Origin of the sequence: Brevundimonas sp. M20 (assembly GCF_006547065.1) — a bacterium.
Taxonomy (GTDB): domain Bacteria; phylum Pseudomonadota; class Alphaproteobacteria; order Caulobacterales; family Caulobacteraceae; genus Brevundimonas.
Window position 1 is genome coordinate 2,845,914 of the sequence record NZ_CP041243.1, and the last position, 15,246, is coordinate 2,861,159.

The 15,246-nt window shown below is 67.7% G+C and carries 16 protein-coding genes; 12 read left to right on the forward strand and 4 right to left on the reverse strand.

Annotated features, from left to right (window positions below):
* Window positions 1–34 precede the first annotated feature (34 nt).
* From FKQ52_RS14025 to FKQ52_RS16795, 3 genes are read right to left on the reverse strand one after another with little or no spacing between them, the layout of a single operon-like run.
* Window positions 35–220: a hypothetical protein gene (locus FKQ52_RS14025; protein WP_141627755.1), complete on the reverse strand. Its 186-nt coding sequence runs from the start codon at window positions 218–220 to the stop codon at window positions 35–37.
* On the reverse strand, window positions 217–423 hold the full coding sequence (locus tag FKQ52_RS14030) for a hypothetical protein (RefSeq protein ID WP_141627756.1): 207 nt from the start codon (window positions 421–423) through the stop codon (window positions 217–219). Before FKQ52_RS14030 ends, FKQ52_RS14025 begins: the two co-directional genes overlap by 4 nt.
* Window positions 420–551, reverse strand: a complete 132-nt coding sequence (locus FKQ52_RS16795) for a hypothetical protein (protein WP_255431410.1) — start codon at window positions 549–551, stop codon at window positions 420–422. Before FKQ52_RS16795 ends, FKQ52_RS14030 begins: the two co-directional genes overlap by 4 nt.
* Window positions 552–838: 287 nt before the next feature.
* Here FKQ52_RS16795 and FKQ52_RS14035 point away from each other — a divergent pair, with 287 nt between their 5' ends.
* The 7 genes from FKQ52_RS14035 to FKQ52_RS14065 all read left to right on the forward strand — a co-directional run bounded on the left by FKQ52_RS14035 (window position 839) and on the right by FKQ52_RS14065 (window position 9,469).
* Entirely contained in the window at window positions 839–925 is an 87-nt protein-coding gene (locus tag FKQ52_RS14035) for a potassium-transporting ATPase subunit F (RefSeq protein ID WP_240811816.1), read from the forward strand.
* 13 nt (window positions 926–938) lie between these two features.
* A complete protein-coding gene (gene kdpA, locus FKQ52_RS14040) occupies window positions 939–2,642 on the forward strand; it encodes a potassium-transporting ATPase subunit KdpA (RefSeq protein ID WP_141627758.1) in 1,704 nt (567 codons plus the stop codon).
* Between the two features lie 12 nt (window positions 2,643–2,654).
* A complete protein-coding gene (kdpB, locus tag FKQ52_RS14045; RefSeq protein WP_141627759.1) occupies window positions 2,655–4,724 on the forward strand; it encodes a potassium-transporting ATPase subunit KdpB in 2,070 nt (689 codons plus the stop codon).
* A gap of 19 nt (window positions 4,725–4,743) precedes the next feature.
* Window positions 4,744–5,493: a TorF family putative porin gene (locus tag FKQ52_RS14050; RefSeq protein ID WP_141627760.1), complete on the forward strand. Its 750-nt coding sequence runs from the start codon at window positions 4,744–4,746 to the stop codon at window positions 5,491–5,493.
* A gap of 11 nt (window positions 5,494–5,504) precedes the next feature.
* The gene (kdpC, locus tag FKQ52_RS14055) at window positions 5,505–6,080 is read left to right on the forward strand and encodes a K(+)-transporting ATPase subunit C (protein WP_141627761.1); all 576 of its coding nucleotides are present in this window, start codon (window positions 5,505–5,507) and stop codon (window positions 6,078–6,080) included.
* A gap of 74 nt (window positions 6,081–6,154) precedes the next feature.
* A complete protein-coding gene (locus tag FKQ52_RS14060; protein ID WP_240811817.1) occupies window positions 6,155–8,761 on the forward strand; it encodes a DUF4118 domain-containing protein in 2,607 nt (868 codons plus the stop codon).
* 18 nt (window positions 8,762–8,779) lie between these two features.
* Window positions 8,780–9,469, forward strand: coding sequence for a response regulator (locus FKQ52_RS14065; RefSeq protein ID WP_141627763.1), 690 nt, complete (start codon window positions 8,780–8,782; stop codon window positions 9,467–9,469).
* A gap of 56 nt (window positions 9,470–9,525) precedes the next feature.
* On the opposite strand, the gene arsC is transcribed toward FKQ52_RS14065, so the two are convergent.
* Complete coding sequence (arsC, locus tag FKQ52_RS14070) at window positions 9,526–9,873, reverse strand: arsenate reductase (glutaredoxin) (RefSeq protein ID WP_141627764.1); 348 nt, start codon at window positions 9,871–9,873, stop codon at window positions 9,526–9,528.
* Between the two features lie 128 nt (window positions 9,874–10,001).
* On the opposite strand from arsC, the gene FKQ52_RS14075 reads away from it, so the two are divergent.
* From FKQ52_RS14075 to FKQ52_RS14095, 5 genes are all read left to right on the forward strand, one after another.
* Window positions 10,002–11,261: a multidrug effflux MFS transporter gene (locus FKQ52_RS14075; RefSeq protein WP_141627765.1), complete on the forward strand. Its 1,260-nt coding sequence runs from the start codon at window positions 10,002–10,004 to the stop codon at window positions 11,259–11,261.
* A gap of 53 nt (window positions 11,262–11,314) precedes the next feature.
* Complete coding sequence (locus FKQ52_RS14080; RefSeq protein WP_141627766.1) at window positions 11,315–13,261, forward strand: M1 family metallopeptidase; 1,947 nt, start codon at window positions 11,315–11,317, stop codon at window positions 13,259–13,261.
* A gap of 123 nt (window positions 13,262–13,384) precedes the next feature.
* Window positions 13,385–14,470, forward strand: coding sequence for a 4-hydroxyphenylpyruvate dioxygenase (gene hppD, locus FKQ52_RS14085; protein WP_141627767.1), 1,086 nt, complete (start codon window positions 13,385–13,387; stop codon window positions 14,468–14,470).
* Window positions 14,471–14,659 carry a hypothetical protein gene (locus tag FKQ52_RS14090; protein WP_141627768.1) on the forward strand — a complete coding sequence of 63 codons (189 nt, stop codon included), beginning with the start codon at window positions 14,471–14,473 and terminating at the stop codon, window positions 14,657–14,659.
* A gap of 96 nt (window positions 14,660–14,755) precedes the next feature.
* Window positions 14,756–15,226, forward strand: coding sequence for a hypothetical protein (locus tag FKQ52_RS14095; protein ID WP_141627769.1), 471 nt, complete (start codon window positions 14,756–14,758; stop codon window positions 15,224–15,226).
* Window positions 15,227–15,246: the final 20 nt, after the last annotated feature.

Here is a 15,246-nt window from a genome sequence, read left to right on the forward strand (position 1 = left end):
CGGAGCCTGACGGTCGTCAGGCTCCGTTCCTCGTTCAGGGCCGGTCGCGCTCGACCACCACATAGCCTTCGTGCCCTTCCGCCTCATCGCGGGCGGCGCGGACGGCCGCCCGGCGGTCCATGAAAGCGCCGCTCAGGCGGCCGTCCAGCGAGCGGAAGCACCACAGCCCGTGATCAACGGTGATCTCGATGGGCACGGGCGGGGCGGGAAGCGCGATCATTGGCGGGCCTCCCGGCGATGGTGGAGTCCATCCGCTTCAGCCTGCAGGCTGCGGGCCAGTTGCTCGGCCAGTTCGCGGACCGGCAGGGCGCGGGTGCGGCAGCCGTTGACCGCGACACACCAACCCCCATCCCTTTGCAGGACTTCGTAGCCGCCGGGACCACGGCGCCCCGGCCTTAGGTCATCAACATAGCCCGACATCATCGGCCGCGCTCCCGCGTCGAAGCGGCGCCGAAGGCCTGACCGATCACATCCATCGCCATCCGCCAGACGCTGGGCGGCGCCGCGGGGCGAGACTTCAGGCTTTGGGTCAGCAGGGCGTTGCGGGTCATTTCGACCTCCGTTGAAGAGGCCCGTAATCGACACCCGACGGGCCTCAGCGCGCCATTCGAAAACCGCCCGCCCGCATAAGCGCCGCATAAGCCCGTCGGCCCACCCTTATGTTTTCCTTATGCGCCGCGCCCGAACCTGAATGGCGCCCTTACGCGGTTCGGGAGCCTTGTCACGCCTTCTTTAGTCGGAGGCTGTCGGCGATGTCCGATCTGATCTTTCTGGCGTTGGGCGGCGGAGCATTTCTGCTCTTCGCCGCCCTCGCCGCTGCATTGAAGAGGATGTGACGATGATCGTCTCCATCCTCTGGGGCGTCGGCGCGGTCGTCGTCGCCGGTTACATGGTTGCGGCGCTTGTGCGCCCCGAGCGGTTCTAGGAGAGCCGCCGTCATGACCCTTCAAGGCTGGGCGGAAATCGCCCTCACCCTCGGTCTCGCCTGCCTGCTGGGCTGGCCGATCGGGATCTATATGTCGCGCGTCTGGAACGGCGAGCGGACCTGGCTCGATCCGGTTCTGAAGCCGATCGAAGCCGTCTTCTACAAGGCCGCTGGCGTGGACCCGGCCCGCAGCCAGGGCTGGCCGGGCTACGCCGGCGCCCTGCTGGCGTTCAACCTGACCGGCTTCCTGTTGCTGTTCGCCATCCTGCGCCTGCAGGGCATACTGCCGATGAACCCGCAGGGGTTTGACGGCCTGTCGCCGCATCTGGCGTTCAACACCGCCGTCAGCTTCGTGACCAATACCAACTGGCAGTCCTACGGCGGCGAGACGACCCTGTCGGCCTTCAGCCAGATGGTCGGTCTGACCACCCAGAATTTCGTCTCCGCCGCCACCGGCGCGACCATCGCCGCCGCCCTCGCGCGGGCCTTCGTCGCCAGCCGGGGTGAAGGCGTCGGGAACTTCTGGGCCGATCTGACCCGGACCACCCTCTACGTCCTGCTGCCCCTCTCCTTCCTGCTGGCCATTGTGCTGGTCGCCCTGGGCCTGCCCCAGACCCTGTCGGCCAACGCCGTCGCCACCACCCTGGAAGGCGGCCAGCAGACCCTCAGCCTGTTCCAGACCGCGAGTCAGGTGGCCATCAAACAGCTCGGCATCAACGGCGGTGGCGTGTTCAACGTCAATGCCGCCCACCCGTTCGAGAACCCCTCGGCCCTGACCAATCTGATCACCGCCGTGGCCATCAACGTCATGGGTTGGGCCGCCTTCTTCGCCTTCGGGCGAAGCGTGCTGGCCAGGCGTGAGATGAAGGCCCTGGCCGTCGCCGCCCTGGTCATTCTGGGCGTCTGCACCTCGGGCATCTATGTCGCCGAAAGCCAGCCCGCGCCCGCCCTCGTCGCCGCCGGGATCGAGCAGCCGGTGAATATGGAGGGCAAGGAGACCCGCTTCGGCATCCCCGCCTCCGCCGCGTGGGCCGGTCAGACCACCGGCGCCTCGAATGGCTCGGTCAACTCGATGCACGGCAGCTACATGCCCCTGTCAGGCGGCATCGCGATGTTCCTGATGCAACTGGGCGAAATCCTGCCGGGCGGCATCGGCTCGGGCATCGCCATCATGGTCGTCATGGCCATGCTCGCTGTCTTCGTGGCCGGCCTGATGGTCGGTCGCACGCCGGAGTATCTCGGCAAGAAGATCGAGGCGCGCGAGATCCAGTTCGCCATGATCGCCGTGCTGGTCCTGCCGCTGGCCATCCTCGGCTTCACCGCCGTCTCCGCCGTCTTCCCCACCGCTCTGGAAGGGCTGCTGAACCATGGGCCGCACGGGCTGTCGGAGATTCTGTACGCCTACACCTCGGCGGCGGCGAACAACGGCTCGGCCTTCGCGGGCCTGACCGCCAATGCCCCCTGGTGGAACACGACCCTGGGCCTTGCCATGCTGGCCGGGCGCTTCGTCCCGGCGGTCGCGGTGCTGGCCATCGCGGGCAGCCTGGTCGCCAAGCCGAAACTGGCGCCCAGCACCGGCACCCTGCCGACGCACGGCGGCCTGTTCATCGGCCTGCTGATCGGCGTGATCCTCATCCTAGGCGGGCTGCAGTTCTTCCCCGCCCTCGCTCTCGGACCCATCGTCGAGCATTTCCAGATGCTCGGCGGGGCGTTCTGACGGACATCCCTCATGACATTCGCAAATCCTGAACTGCCGGGCGGCAAGACCCGTCCGGCGCCCCTCACGGGGGGGCTCAACGGCGCCATGCTGGGCCGCGCGCTCGGCGACGCCTTCATCAAGCTGGACCCACGCAAGCTGCTGCGTAACCCGGTCATCTTCACCACCTGGATCGTGGCCCTCCTGGCGACCGTTTCGGCGGTCGCGGCGTTGGCGACCGGCCAGTCGGCCGGCTTCGCGATCCAGCTCGCCCTCTGGCTCTGGGCGACGGTCCTGTTCGCCAACATGGCCGAAAGCGTCGCCGAAGGGCGGGGCAAGGCGGCCGCGGATAGCCTGCGCGCCACCCGGGTGACGACGAAGGCCAAGCTGATCGGCGACCCGAACACCGGAACCATTGTCCCGACCCCGGCGCATGAACTGGTGGTCGGCTCAGTGATCCTGGTCGAGGCGGGCGACGTTATCGCCTCGGACGGCGAGATCATCGAAGGCGTCGCCTCGGTCAACGAGGCCGCCATCACCGGTGAAAGCGCCCCGGTGATCCGTGAAAGCGGCGGCGACCGTTCGGCCGTCACCGGTGGCACCACCGTCGTCTCCGACTGGATCAAGGTGCGCATCACCTCGGCCCCGGGTTCGACCTTCCTCGACCGCATGATCGCCATGGTCGAAGGCGCCAACCGTCGCAAGACGCCGAACGAACTGGCCCTGTCGGTTCTGCTGGCGGGCCTGACCCTGGTCTTCCTGATCGCGGTCGTGACCCTGCTCGGCCTCGGCGCCTATTCGGGCGTGAAGCTGGACCCCATCGTTCTGGGCGCCCTGTTCATAACGCTCATTCCGACAACGATTGGCGGTCTCCTTTCGGCAGTCGGCATCGCGGGCATGGACCGCCTGCTGAAGGTCAATGTGCTCGCCACCTCGGGTCGTGCGGTCGAGGCCGCCGGCGACGTCGATACCCTGCTGCTCGACAAGACCGGCACCATCACCTTCGGCAACCGCATGGCCACCGAAGTGATCCCTGTGCCGGGCGTCCGTCCGGAAGCCGCCCTGCGCGCCGCCGTCACCGCCTCGCTGGCGGACGAGACGCCGGAAGGTCGCTCCATCATCGAACTGGGCCGCAACGCCGGGATCGTGGTCGAGCAGCCGGAAGGGTCCAAAGCCATCCCGTTCACCGCCGTCACCCGCCAGTCGGGTCTGGATGCGGGCAAGGACAGCTGGCGCAAGGGGGCGGTCGACGCCGTCCTGCGGTCTCTGGATCTGGACGAGACCTCGGCTCCGACCGAGTTCCGCTCCGCCGTGGACCGCATCGCCCGCTCGGGCGGCACGCCTCTGGCCGTCACGGAGAACGGCCGTCTGGTCGGCGTCATCCACCTGAAGGATGTGGTGAAGCCCGGCGTGAAGGCGCGGTTCGCGGAACTGCGCGCCATGGGTCTGCGCACCGTCATGATCACCGGGGACAACCCGGTCACCGCGGCGGCCATCGCCTCGGAGGCGGGGGTCGATGATTACCTCGCGGAGGCCACGCCCGAGGACAAGATGCGCCTGATCAAGGCGGAGCAGGCCAAGGGCCGTCTGGTCGCCATGTGCGGCGACGGCGCCAACGACGCGCCCGCCCTCGCCCAGGCCGATGTCGGCGTGGCCATGCAGACCGGCGCCCAGGCGGCGCGGGAAGCCGGAAACATGGTCGATCTCGACAGTGACCCGACAAAAGTCATCGAGATTGTCGAGGTGGGCAAGCAACTGCTGATCACCCGGGGCGCCCTGACCACCTTCTCCATCGCCAACGACGTGGCCAAGTATTTCGCCATCATCCCGGCGATGTTCGTGGTCGCCCTGCCCTCGCTCGGCGCGCTGAACATCATGCGACTGGGTTCGCCGGAAAGCGCCATCCTGTCGGCGGTGATCTTCAACGCCCTGGTCATCGTGGCCCTGATCCCGCTGGCCCTGCGCGGCGTGAAATACCGCGCCGTCGGCGCCGGGAAGCTGCTCGGCCGCAACCTGCTGATCTACGGCCTCGGCGGTCTCGTCGCGCCCTTCATCGGCATCAAACTCATCGACATCGTGATCACCGGCCTAGGGCTGGCGTGATCCTGAAAGGACACCTGAAATGACCCGCAAACCCTCTCTCAAGACCCCACGTCTCAAGGCCTCTGGCCGCAACGACGCCCTGTTCGCCGCCGCCTGTCTGGCCGTCCTCGCCGGCGTCGGTTTCTGCAGTCAGGCCAAGGCCCAGGACGTCACCGGACCTTCCGTCTCCTGGAACGGCGCCCTGACCTCGGACTATGTCTTCCGGGGCGTCAGCCAGACCTCGGAGAACCCGGCGATCTCGGCAGGCGTCGATGCGACCTTCGGCGACTTCTATGCCGGGGGCTGGGCCTCGAACGTCGACTTCGGGGACGACACGGACGCCGAGGTCGATGTCTATGGCGGCTGGCGTTCGGAACTGTCGGGCTGGACCGTCGATCTGGGCGGCGTGGCCTATCTCTACACCGGGCAACCGGACGGGGCGGACTATGACTACGTCGAGCTGAAGGCCGCCGCCTCGCGCGCCGTCGGCCCGGCCACCCTCGGCGTCGTGACGTACTGGTCGCCGGATTTCTTCGGCGCCTCGGAGGACGAGGCGACCTATCTGGAAGCCAACGCCGCCTTCGTCCCGGCTGACGGCTGGACCCTGTCCGGCGCGGTAGGCCGCCAATGGGTGTCGTCCGATCTCGACTACACGACCTGGAACGCGGGCGTGGCCTACGCCCTGACCGACCATCTGGCGCTGGACGTCCGCTACCACGACACCGACCAGCACGACTTCGGTGAAGCCTATGGCGCGCGCGCCGTGGCCTCGCTGAAGGCCACCTTCTGAGGAGTGGAGCCATGATCTCCCAACTGCGTCCGGCCCTTGTGATGACGGGGCTGTTCACCCTCCTGCTCGGCGCCGCCTATCCACTGGCGGTCACCGGTGTGGCGCAGGCCGCCTTTCCGGGTCAGGCCAACGGCAGCCTGATCCGGGACCGGGACGGCACGGTGCGCGGCTCGGCCCTGATCGGCCAGACGTTCGCCGAAGCCCATTACCTGCACCCCCGTCCCTCTGCGGCGGGCGACGGCTATGACGCCTCCGCCTCTTCCGGCTCCAACCTCGGGCCGCTGAACCCGGACCTGAGAACCGCGGTGGCCGAGCGCGCCGCCGCCATCCGGACCGAAGACGGCGTGGGGGCCATCCCCGCCGATGCCGTCACCGCCTCCGGCTCGGGCCTCGACCCGGACATTTCTCCGGCCTACGCTCGCCTTCAGGCCCAGCGCATCGCGACGGCCCGGGGCGTCTCCGTGGATCAGGTCCAGCGCATCATCGGGAAGCATGTCGAACAGCCCCTGTTCGGCTTCATCGGCCAGCCGCACGTCAATGTGCTGATGACCAACCGCGCCCTCGATTCGGAGCTGCCCCGATCTTGACCGCGCCCGGACCTGACCCGTCCGCATCGTCAGCCGTCCGTCGGAAACGCGGGCGGCTGAAGGTGTTTCTGGGCATGTCCCCCGGCGTCGGGAAGACCTACGAGATGCTGCGCGCGGCCCGCCGCCGGAAGGCCGAGGGGGGCGATGTCGTGGTCGGGGTCGTAGAGACCCACGGCCGCAAGGAAACCGAAAGCCTGCTGCGAGGCATGGAGGTCATGGCTCGCGCGCCGCTGGAGCATCGCGGTCGAACCCTGCTGGAGTTCGACATCGACGGGGCCATCGCCCGCCGTCCCGATCTGCTGCTGGTGGATGAGTACGCCCACTCCAACGCGCCGGGCTCGCGCCATCCCAAACGATGGCAGGATGTGGAGGAGATTCTCGACGCCGGGATCGACGTCTGGACCACACTAAACGTCCAGCATCTGGAAAGCCTGTCGGACGTCGTCCTGCGCATCACCGGCGTGCGCCAGCGCGAGGCCGTGCCGGACAGCGCCCTGAGCCGCGCCGACGACATTGAGGTGATCGACATCACCCCGGACGAGCTGCGCAAGCGCCTGTCCGAGGGCAAGGTCTACCTGCCCGAGACCGCCCGTCTGGCCTCCGAGAATTTCTTCAAGGTCGAGAACCTGACGGCCCTGCGCGAACTGGCCCTGCGCCGGGCGGCGCAGACCGTCGATGACCAGTTGGTCGCCGCACTGCGCGAGAAGGGCGTTCAGGGGCCTTGGGCGGCGGGTGAACGGATTTTGGTGCTTGTGGGCGGCGATGCCATGGCTTCGACCCTGGTGCGCACCGGACGGCGGATGTCCGACATGATGATGGACGCCCCCTGGACCATCGCCCACGTCGAGCGTCCCAGTGGCGGCATCGCCGATCCCGTCGGCGCGGCCCGGTTGAACGAGGCCGCCAAGCTGGCCGAGCAGCTGGGCGGCCGCAGCATCCGGCTGAGCGGCGACGACGTCGTGCGGACGGTGATGGATCACGTCCGTCGCAACAACATCACCCAGATCGTGCTGGCGCGCGGACGGGAGAACCGGTTCAGCGCCTTCCTCGGCCGCTCGCTGGCGGCGGAACTGCTGCGCGCGTCGGAAGGGGCGGCGGTCCACATCATCACCGACACAGTCGCCCCCGAGGTCGAGACCAGGCCCGCGCGGCGCCGGCGACCGGCAGGGTTCGGCGACTGGACGGGCTATGCCGCCGGTATCGGTTTCGTGCTGGTCGCGACAGCGGTCGGGGTTTTGCTGGACCGCAGCTTCGAACGCGCCGATCTGGGCGTCATCTATCTGGCCGCGGTGGTCGCGGCCGGGGTGCTTTACGGCCTGCGCCCCGCGATGGCGGCAGCGACGGCGGCCTTCCTGATCTACAACTTCCTGTTCCTCAGGCCCCTCTACAGCTTCGCCATCGGGTCGCCGACCGATCTGCTGACCCTCGTGCTGTTCTGGGGCGTGGCCCTCGGCACCGGCGCCCTTGCCGGCCGGGTGCGCGAACAGATGCGCCGCGCGGGCCGCCGCGCTTCCGCCGTCTCGGCCCTGCTGGCCGCCAGCCAGACCCTGACGGCGACGCAGGATGCCAAGGTCACGGCGCGGGTTCTCGCGGATCAGGCCGCCGCCGCAGCCGGCGCCCGCGCCGTTGTCCTCCTGCCTGAAGGAGACGATCTCGTTGTCGCCGCCTCCGCTCCGGACGCCGAAGGCCATGTCCCGCTCGGCGCCGGCGCGATGGCCGCCGCGCGCTGGGCCTGGGAGAAGGGCGAAGCCGCCGGCCACGGCACAGGCACCCTGCCCCAGACCAGCTGGGTCTTCCGCCCCCTGCAAGGCGTGCGCGGGCGGTCCGGCGTGGCGGGTATTGAAGCCGAAGGCGTCGTCCCCGGCTCGGATGAGGAGCGGTTGGCGCTCGCCATCCTTGATCAGGGCGCGGTCGCCATTGAGCGGGCCGAGCTGGCCGGACAGGCGCTGGAAACCGAAACCCTGAGACGGACCGACCGCTTCCGGGGCGCCCTGATGAACTCGGTCAGCCATGACCTGCGCACCCCGCTGTCGACGGTGCTGGGCTCGGCGACCACCCTGATCGACTACGGCGACAGCCTGAAGCCGGCGGTGCGCGCGGATCTGCTGCTCAGCATCCGCGAGGAAGCTGAACGGCTGAACCGCTATGTGGGCGACCTGCTGGACATGACCCGGCTGGAGGGCGGGGGCCTGAACATCCGGGCTGACTGGACCGACGTCCGCGACGTGCTGAACGCCGCCGCCGAACGGGTGGGGCGGCGTCTGGGAACGCGCCGCCTGACCCGCGACTTTCCCGCCGACCTGAGCATGGTCATGGTCGATGAGGGCCTGCTGGAACAGGCCGTGGTCAACATCCTCGAGAACGCCATCGCCTACAGCCCGAACAGCTCACGGATCGAACTGGCGGCCTATGAGGACCGGGGCTCGGTCGTCATCTCCATTGAGGACGAGGGCAAGGGCATTCCCACGACCGAGCTGGAGCGGGTGTTCGACAAGTTCCGCCGGATGGAGGAGCCCTCTGACCGGACCCAGGGCGCCGGTCTGGGGCTGGCGATCAGCAAGGGGTTTATCGAGGCGATGGGCGGCCGCATCGCTGCCGCCAGCCCCATCGTGGATGACCACGGCACCCGTGTCCTGATCAGCCTGCCCAAGTCCATCGCCACCCATCGCGACCTGCTGTGAGGTCCCCCATGAGGATCCATGTCCGCCACTAGAACCACTATTCTGGTCATCGACGACGAGGCGCAAATCCACCGCTTCCTGTCGCCCGCGCTGGATGCCGCCGGTTTCGACCCCAAGCGCGCGGACAGTGGTCAGGAAGGACTGCGCGCCATCGCCCTGTGGAATCCTGACGCCGTGGTTCTGGACCTCGGCCTGCCGGATATGGACGGCAAGGACGTGCTGACGCGCGCCCGCGAGTTCTATGAGGGCCCCATCATCATCCTGTCCGCCCGCGACAGGGAGGCGGAGAAGATCGAGGCGCTCGATCTGGGGGCCAATGACTATGTTGAAAAGCCGTTCGGGGTCGGAGAGCTGCTGGCCCGGCTGCGCGTCGCCCTGCGTCAGAAGGCGGGCGCCGAGACGCCGCAAGGCCCCATCATCACCGGTGATGTGGTTATTGATCTGGAGCGCCGTCTGGTGACCCGCTCCGGCGAGGTGGTGCGCCTGACGCCCAAGGAGTACGAGGTGCTGACCCGGCTGGCCCGCGCGGCGGGCAAGGTGCTGGGACACAGGGACCTGCTGACGGCCGTCTGGGGGGCCGCCCACGCGGAGGACACCCAGTACCTGCGCGTCGTCGTCGGCCAACTGCGGCAGAAACTGGAGGGCGACCCCGCCCAGCCCCGTCTGATTTCAACGGAGCCGGGCGTCGGGTACAGGTTGCAGGTCTGACCGGTCAGGGCGTCACCGGCCGCCCGGACGACGTCTGGTTCCGGCCGCGCTCCCTCTTAGAGAACGTCCAGCACCTTTTCCCTGGGCCTCGCCAGCACCGTCCCCTTCGGCGTGCGCACGAAGGGACGTTCAACCAGCACCGGATGCTCGACCATCGCCGCCAGGATCGTCGCATCCGACGTGCCCGCGTTCAGGAGCCCCAGCCCTTCGGCCAGCTCGCCCCTGGTTCGCATCGCCTCGCGCGGCGTGAGGCCCGCTTCAGCGAACAGGGCCTTCAGTGCCTTCGCCGTCCAGCCGGTCTTCAGATACTGAACCACCTCGGGCTCGACGCCCGTTTCGCGGATCATCTGCAGCACATTGCGGGACGTGCCGCAGTTGGGATTGTGGAAGATCGTGATGGTCATGGACGGCTTTATAGCCATTGGCCGCGTCGGGTCGAGAAGGCCGAGCCTTACGAAACGCAGCCGCACAAAGTCAGACTATTCACCCTTTAGCGGTTGCGCTTGTGGACACAGGGTCGCATCTGGCCCGGATGACCTCCCCCCAGTCAGAAGCCGCCCCGCCTATCGTCAAGGGACCGGGTTTTCCAGAGTTCGTGTGCCTGATCGCCTGCCTGATGGCCCTGAACGCCCTGGCCATCGATTCCATGCTGCCCGCCCTGCCCGACATCGGAAATGCTCTCGGCGTGGCGCGCGAGAACGACCGGCAATGGATCATCACCGCCTATCTGCTGGGCTTCGGCGTGGCCCAGATCTTCTATGGGCCGCTGGCGGACCGATACGGACGCAAGCCGGTCCTGATGATCGGTGTGGGCCTCTATGCCCTGTTCGGCCTGCTGGCCGCTTTGGCGCCGACCTTCGAACTGCTGATCCTCGCCCGCGTCGGATCAGGGATCGGCGCCGCCGGCCTGCGGGTGCTGGCGGTCTCCATCGTGCGCGACCGCTACGAGGGCCGCACCATGGCGCGCGTCATGTCACTCAGCTTCCTCGTCTTCCTCGGCGTGCCGATCATCGCCCCCAGTCTGGGCGCGGCGATCCTGCATGTCGCGCCGTGGCACTGGATTTTCGGCGTTCTGGCGACGGCGGGCGTGCTGGTCATGGCGTGGGCCGCCATCCGCCTGCCTGAAACCCTGCATGTCGAGAACCGTCTGCCCATCCAGCCTGCCCGCATCGGCGCCGCCTTCAGGGAAGCGCTGACCGAGCGTCAGTCGCTGGGCTATACCCTGGCCATGACGGCGATCACCGGGGCCCTTTTCGGCTTCCTGAACTCGTCGCAGTCGATCTTCGAGCATGTTTTCCATGCCGCCGATCTGTTCCCGTTGATCTTCGCAGCCGTAGCGGGCGGCATCGCGGCCGCCAGCCTGCTGAACGCCACTTTTGTCGAGCGCTTCGGCAGCCGGCTGATCTCGCACGCCGCCCTGCTGGGTTTCATCGCCATGGCCGCGATACACGCGACGGTCTCCGCAACCGGTCACGAGACCCTGTGGACCTTCGCCGTGCTTCAGGCCCTGACAATGTTCTGCTTCGGCTTCATCGCCGGAAATTTCGGGGCCATGGCCATGGAGAAGATGGGCCATATCGCCGGCACGGCCAGCTCGGCCCAGGGCTTCCTGTCCACCACTCTCGGCTCCATCGCCGGCTTCCTTATCGGGCAACAGTTCGCGGGGACCGCCACCCCCATGCTGATCGGCTTCACGGTCATGGGCCTGCTGGCCCTCGTCGCCGTCCTGTTCGCTGAGCGCGGCAAGCTGTTCCGGTCGCATCATGTAGCCCCGACGACGCAGGCCCCTTGATCTTTTCGGGCGGGCGGGGCGTTGTCCCGTCACGTTATTGAAGAGGTAGTTCGATGATCCGCACGGCCGGCCTGGTCTCCGCCCTCGCCCTGATGCTCGCCACGGGAGGGTGCGCCACGATGACCGCCTCCGGTTCCGACATGCCGCCCTTGCCCGCCTCGGCCACCGCCCCGGTGCAGTATGTGCGCGACATCCACTCCTATGCCCGGCCCGAGATCGCCCACGTTCGTCACGTCTCGCTGGACCTGAAGACGGACTTCGCGGCCAAGACCCTGTCCGGCACGGCGACGCTCGACGTTCAGGGCGTCCCCGGCGCGACCGAAATCATCCTCGACGCCCGCAACCTCGACATTCGCGGCATCGCCGACGCCTCGGGCGCCCCGCTGCAGTTCACCCTCGGCGCCTCCGACCCGATCCTCGGCCAGCCACTGACGGTCCGCTTCCCGGCCCTCGCGGACGGCGCAACGCAGAAGCTGGTCATCACCTACGCCACCCGTCCGGACGCCGCCGCCCTGCAATGGCTGACCCCGGCCCAGACCGCCGGCGGCCGCCAACCCTATCTGTTCAGCCAGGGTCAGGCGATCCTGACCCGTACCTGGGTGCCGACGCAGGACAGCCCCGGCATCCGCCAGACCTGGGACGCCCGCATCGTCGCGCCGTCCGACCTCAAGGTCGTCATGAGCGCCGAGACCCTGACCACCTCGGGCGAGGCCGTCGACGGCGGTAAGGCCTGGCGTTTCCGGATGACCAACCCGGTCCCGCCCTATCTGATCGCCATCGGCGTCGGTGACGTGGACTTCGCCGCCATCGACCACCGCACCGGCGTCTGGACCGAGCCCTCGCGCCTGCACGCCGCCCATGACGAGCTGGTTCCGACCGCCCGCATGGTCGACGTGGCCGAGGAGCTGTATGGCCCCTATCGCTGGGGCCGGTATGACATTCTGGTCCTGCCGCCCTCCTTCCCGTTCGGCGGGATGGAGAACCCGCGCCTGACCTTCGCCACCCCGACGATCATCGCGGGCGATCAGTCGTTGGTCTCGCTGGTCGCGCACGAGCTGGCGCACAGCTGGTCAGGCAATCTGGTGACCAACGCCACCTGGGCCGACTTCTGGCTCAACGAGGGCTTCACTGTCTATTTCGAGAACCGGATCATGGAGGCCCTCTACGGCGAGGAGCGCGCCCTGATGCTGCAATCGCTGGGCTGGGGCGACCTGCAGTCGACGCTGGCCGACCTGCCGCCCGCCGACACGCGCCTGAAGATTGATCTGGCCGGTCGCGACCCGGACGACGGCCTGACCGACATCGCCTATGAGAAGGGCGCCGCCTTCCTGCGCACCATCGAACGCATCGTCGGGCGCGAGCGCTTCGATGCCTGGCTGAAGGGCTATTTCGAGCGCAACGCCTTCCGCCCGATGACCACCGAGCTGTTCCTTGAGGACATTCGCGCGAATCTGGTGAAGGGCGATCAGGCGCTTGAACGTCAGCTGATGATGGACGCCTGGATCTACCAGCCGGGCATGCCGTCGAACTGGGTCCCGCCCGTGTCCAACGCCTTCGTTCCGGTCGATGCGGCGGCGCGCGCCTTCGCCGCCGGCGGCCCGGCCTCGGCCATTCCATGGGCTGGCTGGTCCACGCAGGAGCGCCAGCGCTTCCTCGCCTGGCGTCAGCCCGTGGCGACCAGCGACGGCCGCTGGCTGACCAACGCCCAGCTGGCTGATCTGGAATCGACCCTGAATCTGAAAGCCGAAGGCAATGCCGAGGTCGTCTTCGCTTGGTTGCAGATCGCGGTGAAGCACCGCTATCAGCCCGCCGTGCCGACGCTGGAGCATTTCCTGACGACGCAGGGCCGCCGCAAGTTCGTCCTGCCGCTGTTCACCAGCCTGTGGGCCGAAGGTGACTGGGGCCGTCCGATCGCGACCCGCGTCTATGCGCAGGCCCGCCCGGGCTACCACCCGGTGACCACCGGCTCGGTGGATGAGGTGGTGGGTCGACCGAACTGACGGCGACTTCCCAAACCTGTGTCCGGCGGCGCCTTGGCTTGACCGCCCCGCGCCACTAGGTTCCGCGCCATAAATGCGGCCCCGGGATCAACCGGGGCCGCCACCCCATTCAGGAGACGCTCCATGACTGACGCTGCCCGCATCGATCAGGAAAACCCGCTTGGCGTCGACGGCTTCGAGTTCGTCGAGTTCACCGGCCCCGAGCCCGAGGCCATGGTCGCCCGTCTGGAGCTGATGGGCTTCACCCGCACCCATGTGAACCCGGCCACCGGCGCCGTCCGTCTGAAGCAGGGCGACATCACCATGCTGGTGAACCTGTCGCCCAAGGGGCAGGCCGCTGACTTCGCCAGGGACCACGGTCCGTCGGCCAACGGCATGGCCTTCCGCGTCGCCAACGCCAAGGACGCCTATGACGGCGCCTTGGCCCGCGGCGCCGTCGCCGCCACCGAAGCCGCCGGCGGCGCTCTGGGCAATGACTACCCCTACATCCTTCAGGGTATCGGCGGCTCGCTGCTCTACGTCATCGACCAGTATGGCGCGCAGGGCTCGCTCTACGACGGCTGGACCGAGATCGAGGGCTGGCAGGACGCCGAGGCGAAGAACTCGATGGGTCTCGAGGTCCTCGACCACCTGACCCATAACGTCCGTCGCGGCCAGATGCGGACCTGGTCCGGCTTCTACAACTCGATCTTCAACTTCGAAGAGCAGAAGTATTTCGACATCAAGGGCAAGGCGACCGGCCTGTTCTCACAGGCCATGATCGCGCCGGACCGCGCAATCCGTATCCCGCTGAACGAAAGCCAGGACGACAACTCGCAGATCGAGGAGTTCCTGCGTCGTTACAACGGTGAGGGCATCCAGCACATCGCCCTGACGACCGAAAACATCTTCGAGACCGTCGAGGCCATGAAGGCGCGCGGCGTGGCCTTCCAGGACACCATCGAGACCTATTTCGAGCTGATCGACAAACGCCTGCCGAACCATGGCGAGGACGTGGAGCGGATGCGCAAGAACCGCATCCTGATCGACGGTTCGGACGAGGAGGGCCTGCTGCTGCAGATCTTCACCCAGGACACCTTCGGCCCGATCTTCTTCGAGATCATCCAGCGCAAGGGCAACGAAGGCTTCGGTAACGGCAACTTCCAGGCCCTGTTCGACTCGATCGAGCTGGACCAGATTCGTCGCGGCGTCATCAAGGTCGACGCCTGAATGCAGATGCGCCCGCCGTCATGGCTGCCCTGGCTCGGCCCCGTCCTCGCGGCCGGGGTCGGGGCGGCGGTCGGTGAGTACGGCCTCGGCGGCGGCTTCTGGACGGTGCTGATCGCCGCGTTGGTGTGCGGGTTCGCGCCGATCGTCGGGTACCGCGTGTGGAAGTGGCGGTTTCACCGGCGAAGTTGAAAGTGATTTCCGGGACGTCTCGCCGCGTCGTCACGAGTTGTCAGTTTTCTGCATGACCCACTCCCCTAGAGTCACAGCGCATCTTGGGAGAACGACATGCGGCTGTCTGGCTATGGAATTCTGGCGATGGCGCCCGCTCTGATAATCGCCGGAGCCGCTCTGGCGCAGGATAGTACATTGCCGGGCCTGACGCGTAGCGCCGTTGCCTCTTGCGAGGGGGTGATCCGCACGGGTGGAACGATCGCGGACCAGCGCTTGCTTCATGACTTCGAGCGGATAACGGTCCCGGGAACGGACGAAGCCTGGGGCCGGGGCTTCCGCGCCTCGGGCGACGCTGAGGTCTATGTGAAGGTCATGCGGGGTCGGGGAGCCTGCGTCGTAATGGTGCGCGACACGGTCAGGAATGAGGCCGGGGCGGCGGTTGAAGGCTGGTTGCGCGCCTCTGGAATAGTCCTTCAATCCCAGCCGGACGGCTTCCGCACGGCTAGGCGGAACAGCCTCGAGTATCGGTACCATCTCGCCCAGCAGGGCATTCACGTCGTTTTTGTTGGCCCTGCCCCGACCTGAAATCTGTGACGACGGCCTCA

Coding starts and splice junctions, on each gene's coding strand:
- FKQ52_RS14025 (WP_141627755.1), bottom strand. CDS start 220: ATGATCGCGCTTCCCGCCCCGCCCGTGCCCATCGAGATCACCGTTGAT.
- FKQ52_RS14030 (WP_141627756.1), bottom strand. CDS start 423: ATGATGTCGGGCTATGTTGATGACCTAAGGCCGGGGCGCCGTGGTCCC.
- FKQ52_RS16795 (WP_255431410.1), bottom strand. CDS start 551: ATGACCCGCAACGCCCTGCTGACCCAAAGCCTGAAGTCTCGCCCCGCG.
- FKQ52_RS14035 (WP_240811816.1), top strand. CDS start 839: ATGATCGTCTCCATCCTCTGGGGCGTCGGCGCGGTCGTCGTCGCCGGT.
- kdpA (WP_141627758.1), top strand. CDS start 939: ATGACCCTTCAAGGCTGGGCGGAAATCGCCCTCACCCTCGGTCTCGCC.
- kdpB (WP_141627759.1), top strand. CDS start 2,655: ATGACATTCGCAAATCCTGAACTGCCGGGCGGCAAGACCCGTCCGGCG.
- FKQ52_RS14050 (WP_141627760.1), top strand. CDS start 4,744: ATGACCCGCAAACCCTCTCTCAAGACCCCACGTCTCAAGGCCTCTGGC.
- kdpC (WP_141627761.1), top strand. CDS start 5,505: ATGATCTCCCAACTGCGTCCGGCCCTTGTGATGACGGGGCTGTTCACC.
- FKQ52_RS14060 (WP_240811817.1), top strand. CDS start 6,155: ATGTCCCCCGGCGTCGGGAAGACCTACGAGATGCTGCGCGCGGCCCGC.
- FKQ52_RS14065 (WP_141627763.1), top strand. CDS start 8,780: ATGTCCGCCACTAGAACCACTATTCTGGTCATCGACGACGAGGCGCAA.
- arsC (WP_141627764.1), bottom strand. CDS start 9,873: ATGACCATCACGATCTTCCACAATCCCAACTGCGGCACGTCCCGCAAT.
- FKQ52_RS14075 (WP_141627765.1), top strand. CDS start 10,002: ATGACCTCCCCCCAGTCAGAAGCCGCCCCGCCTATCGTCAAGGGACCG.
- FKQ52_RS14080 (WP_141627766.1), top strand. CDS start 11,315: ATGATCCGCACGGCCGGCCTGGTCTCCGCCCTCGCCCTGATGCTCGCC.
- hppD (WP_141627767.1), top strand. CDS start 13,385: ATGACTGACGCTGCCCGCATCGATCAGGAAAACCCGCTTGGCGTCGAC.
- FKQ52_RS14090 (WP_141627768.1), top strand. CDS start 14,471: ATGCAGATGCGCCCGCCGTCATGGCTGCCCTGGCTCGGCCCCGTCCTC.
- FKQ52_RS14095 (WP_141627769.1), top strand. CDS start 14,756: ATGCGGCTGTCTGGCTATGGAATTCTGGCGATGGCGCCCGCTCTGATA.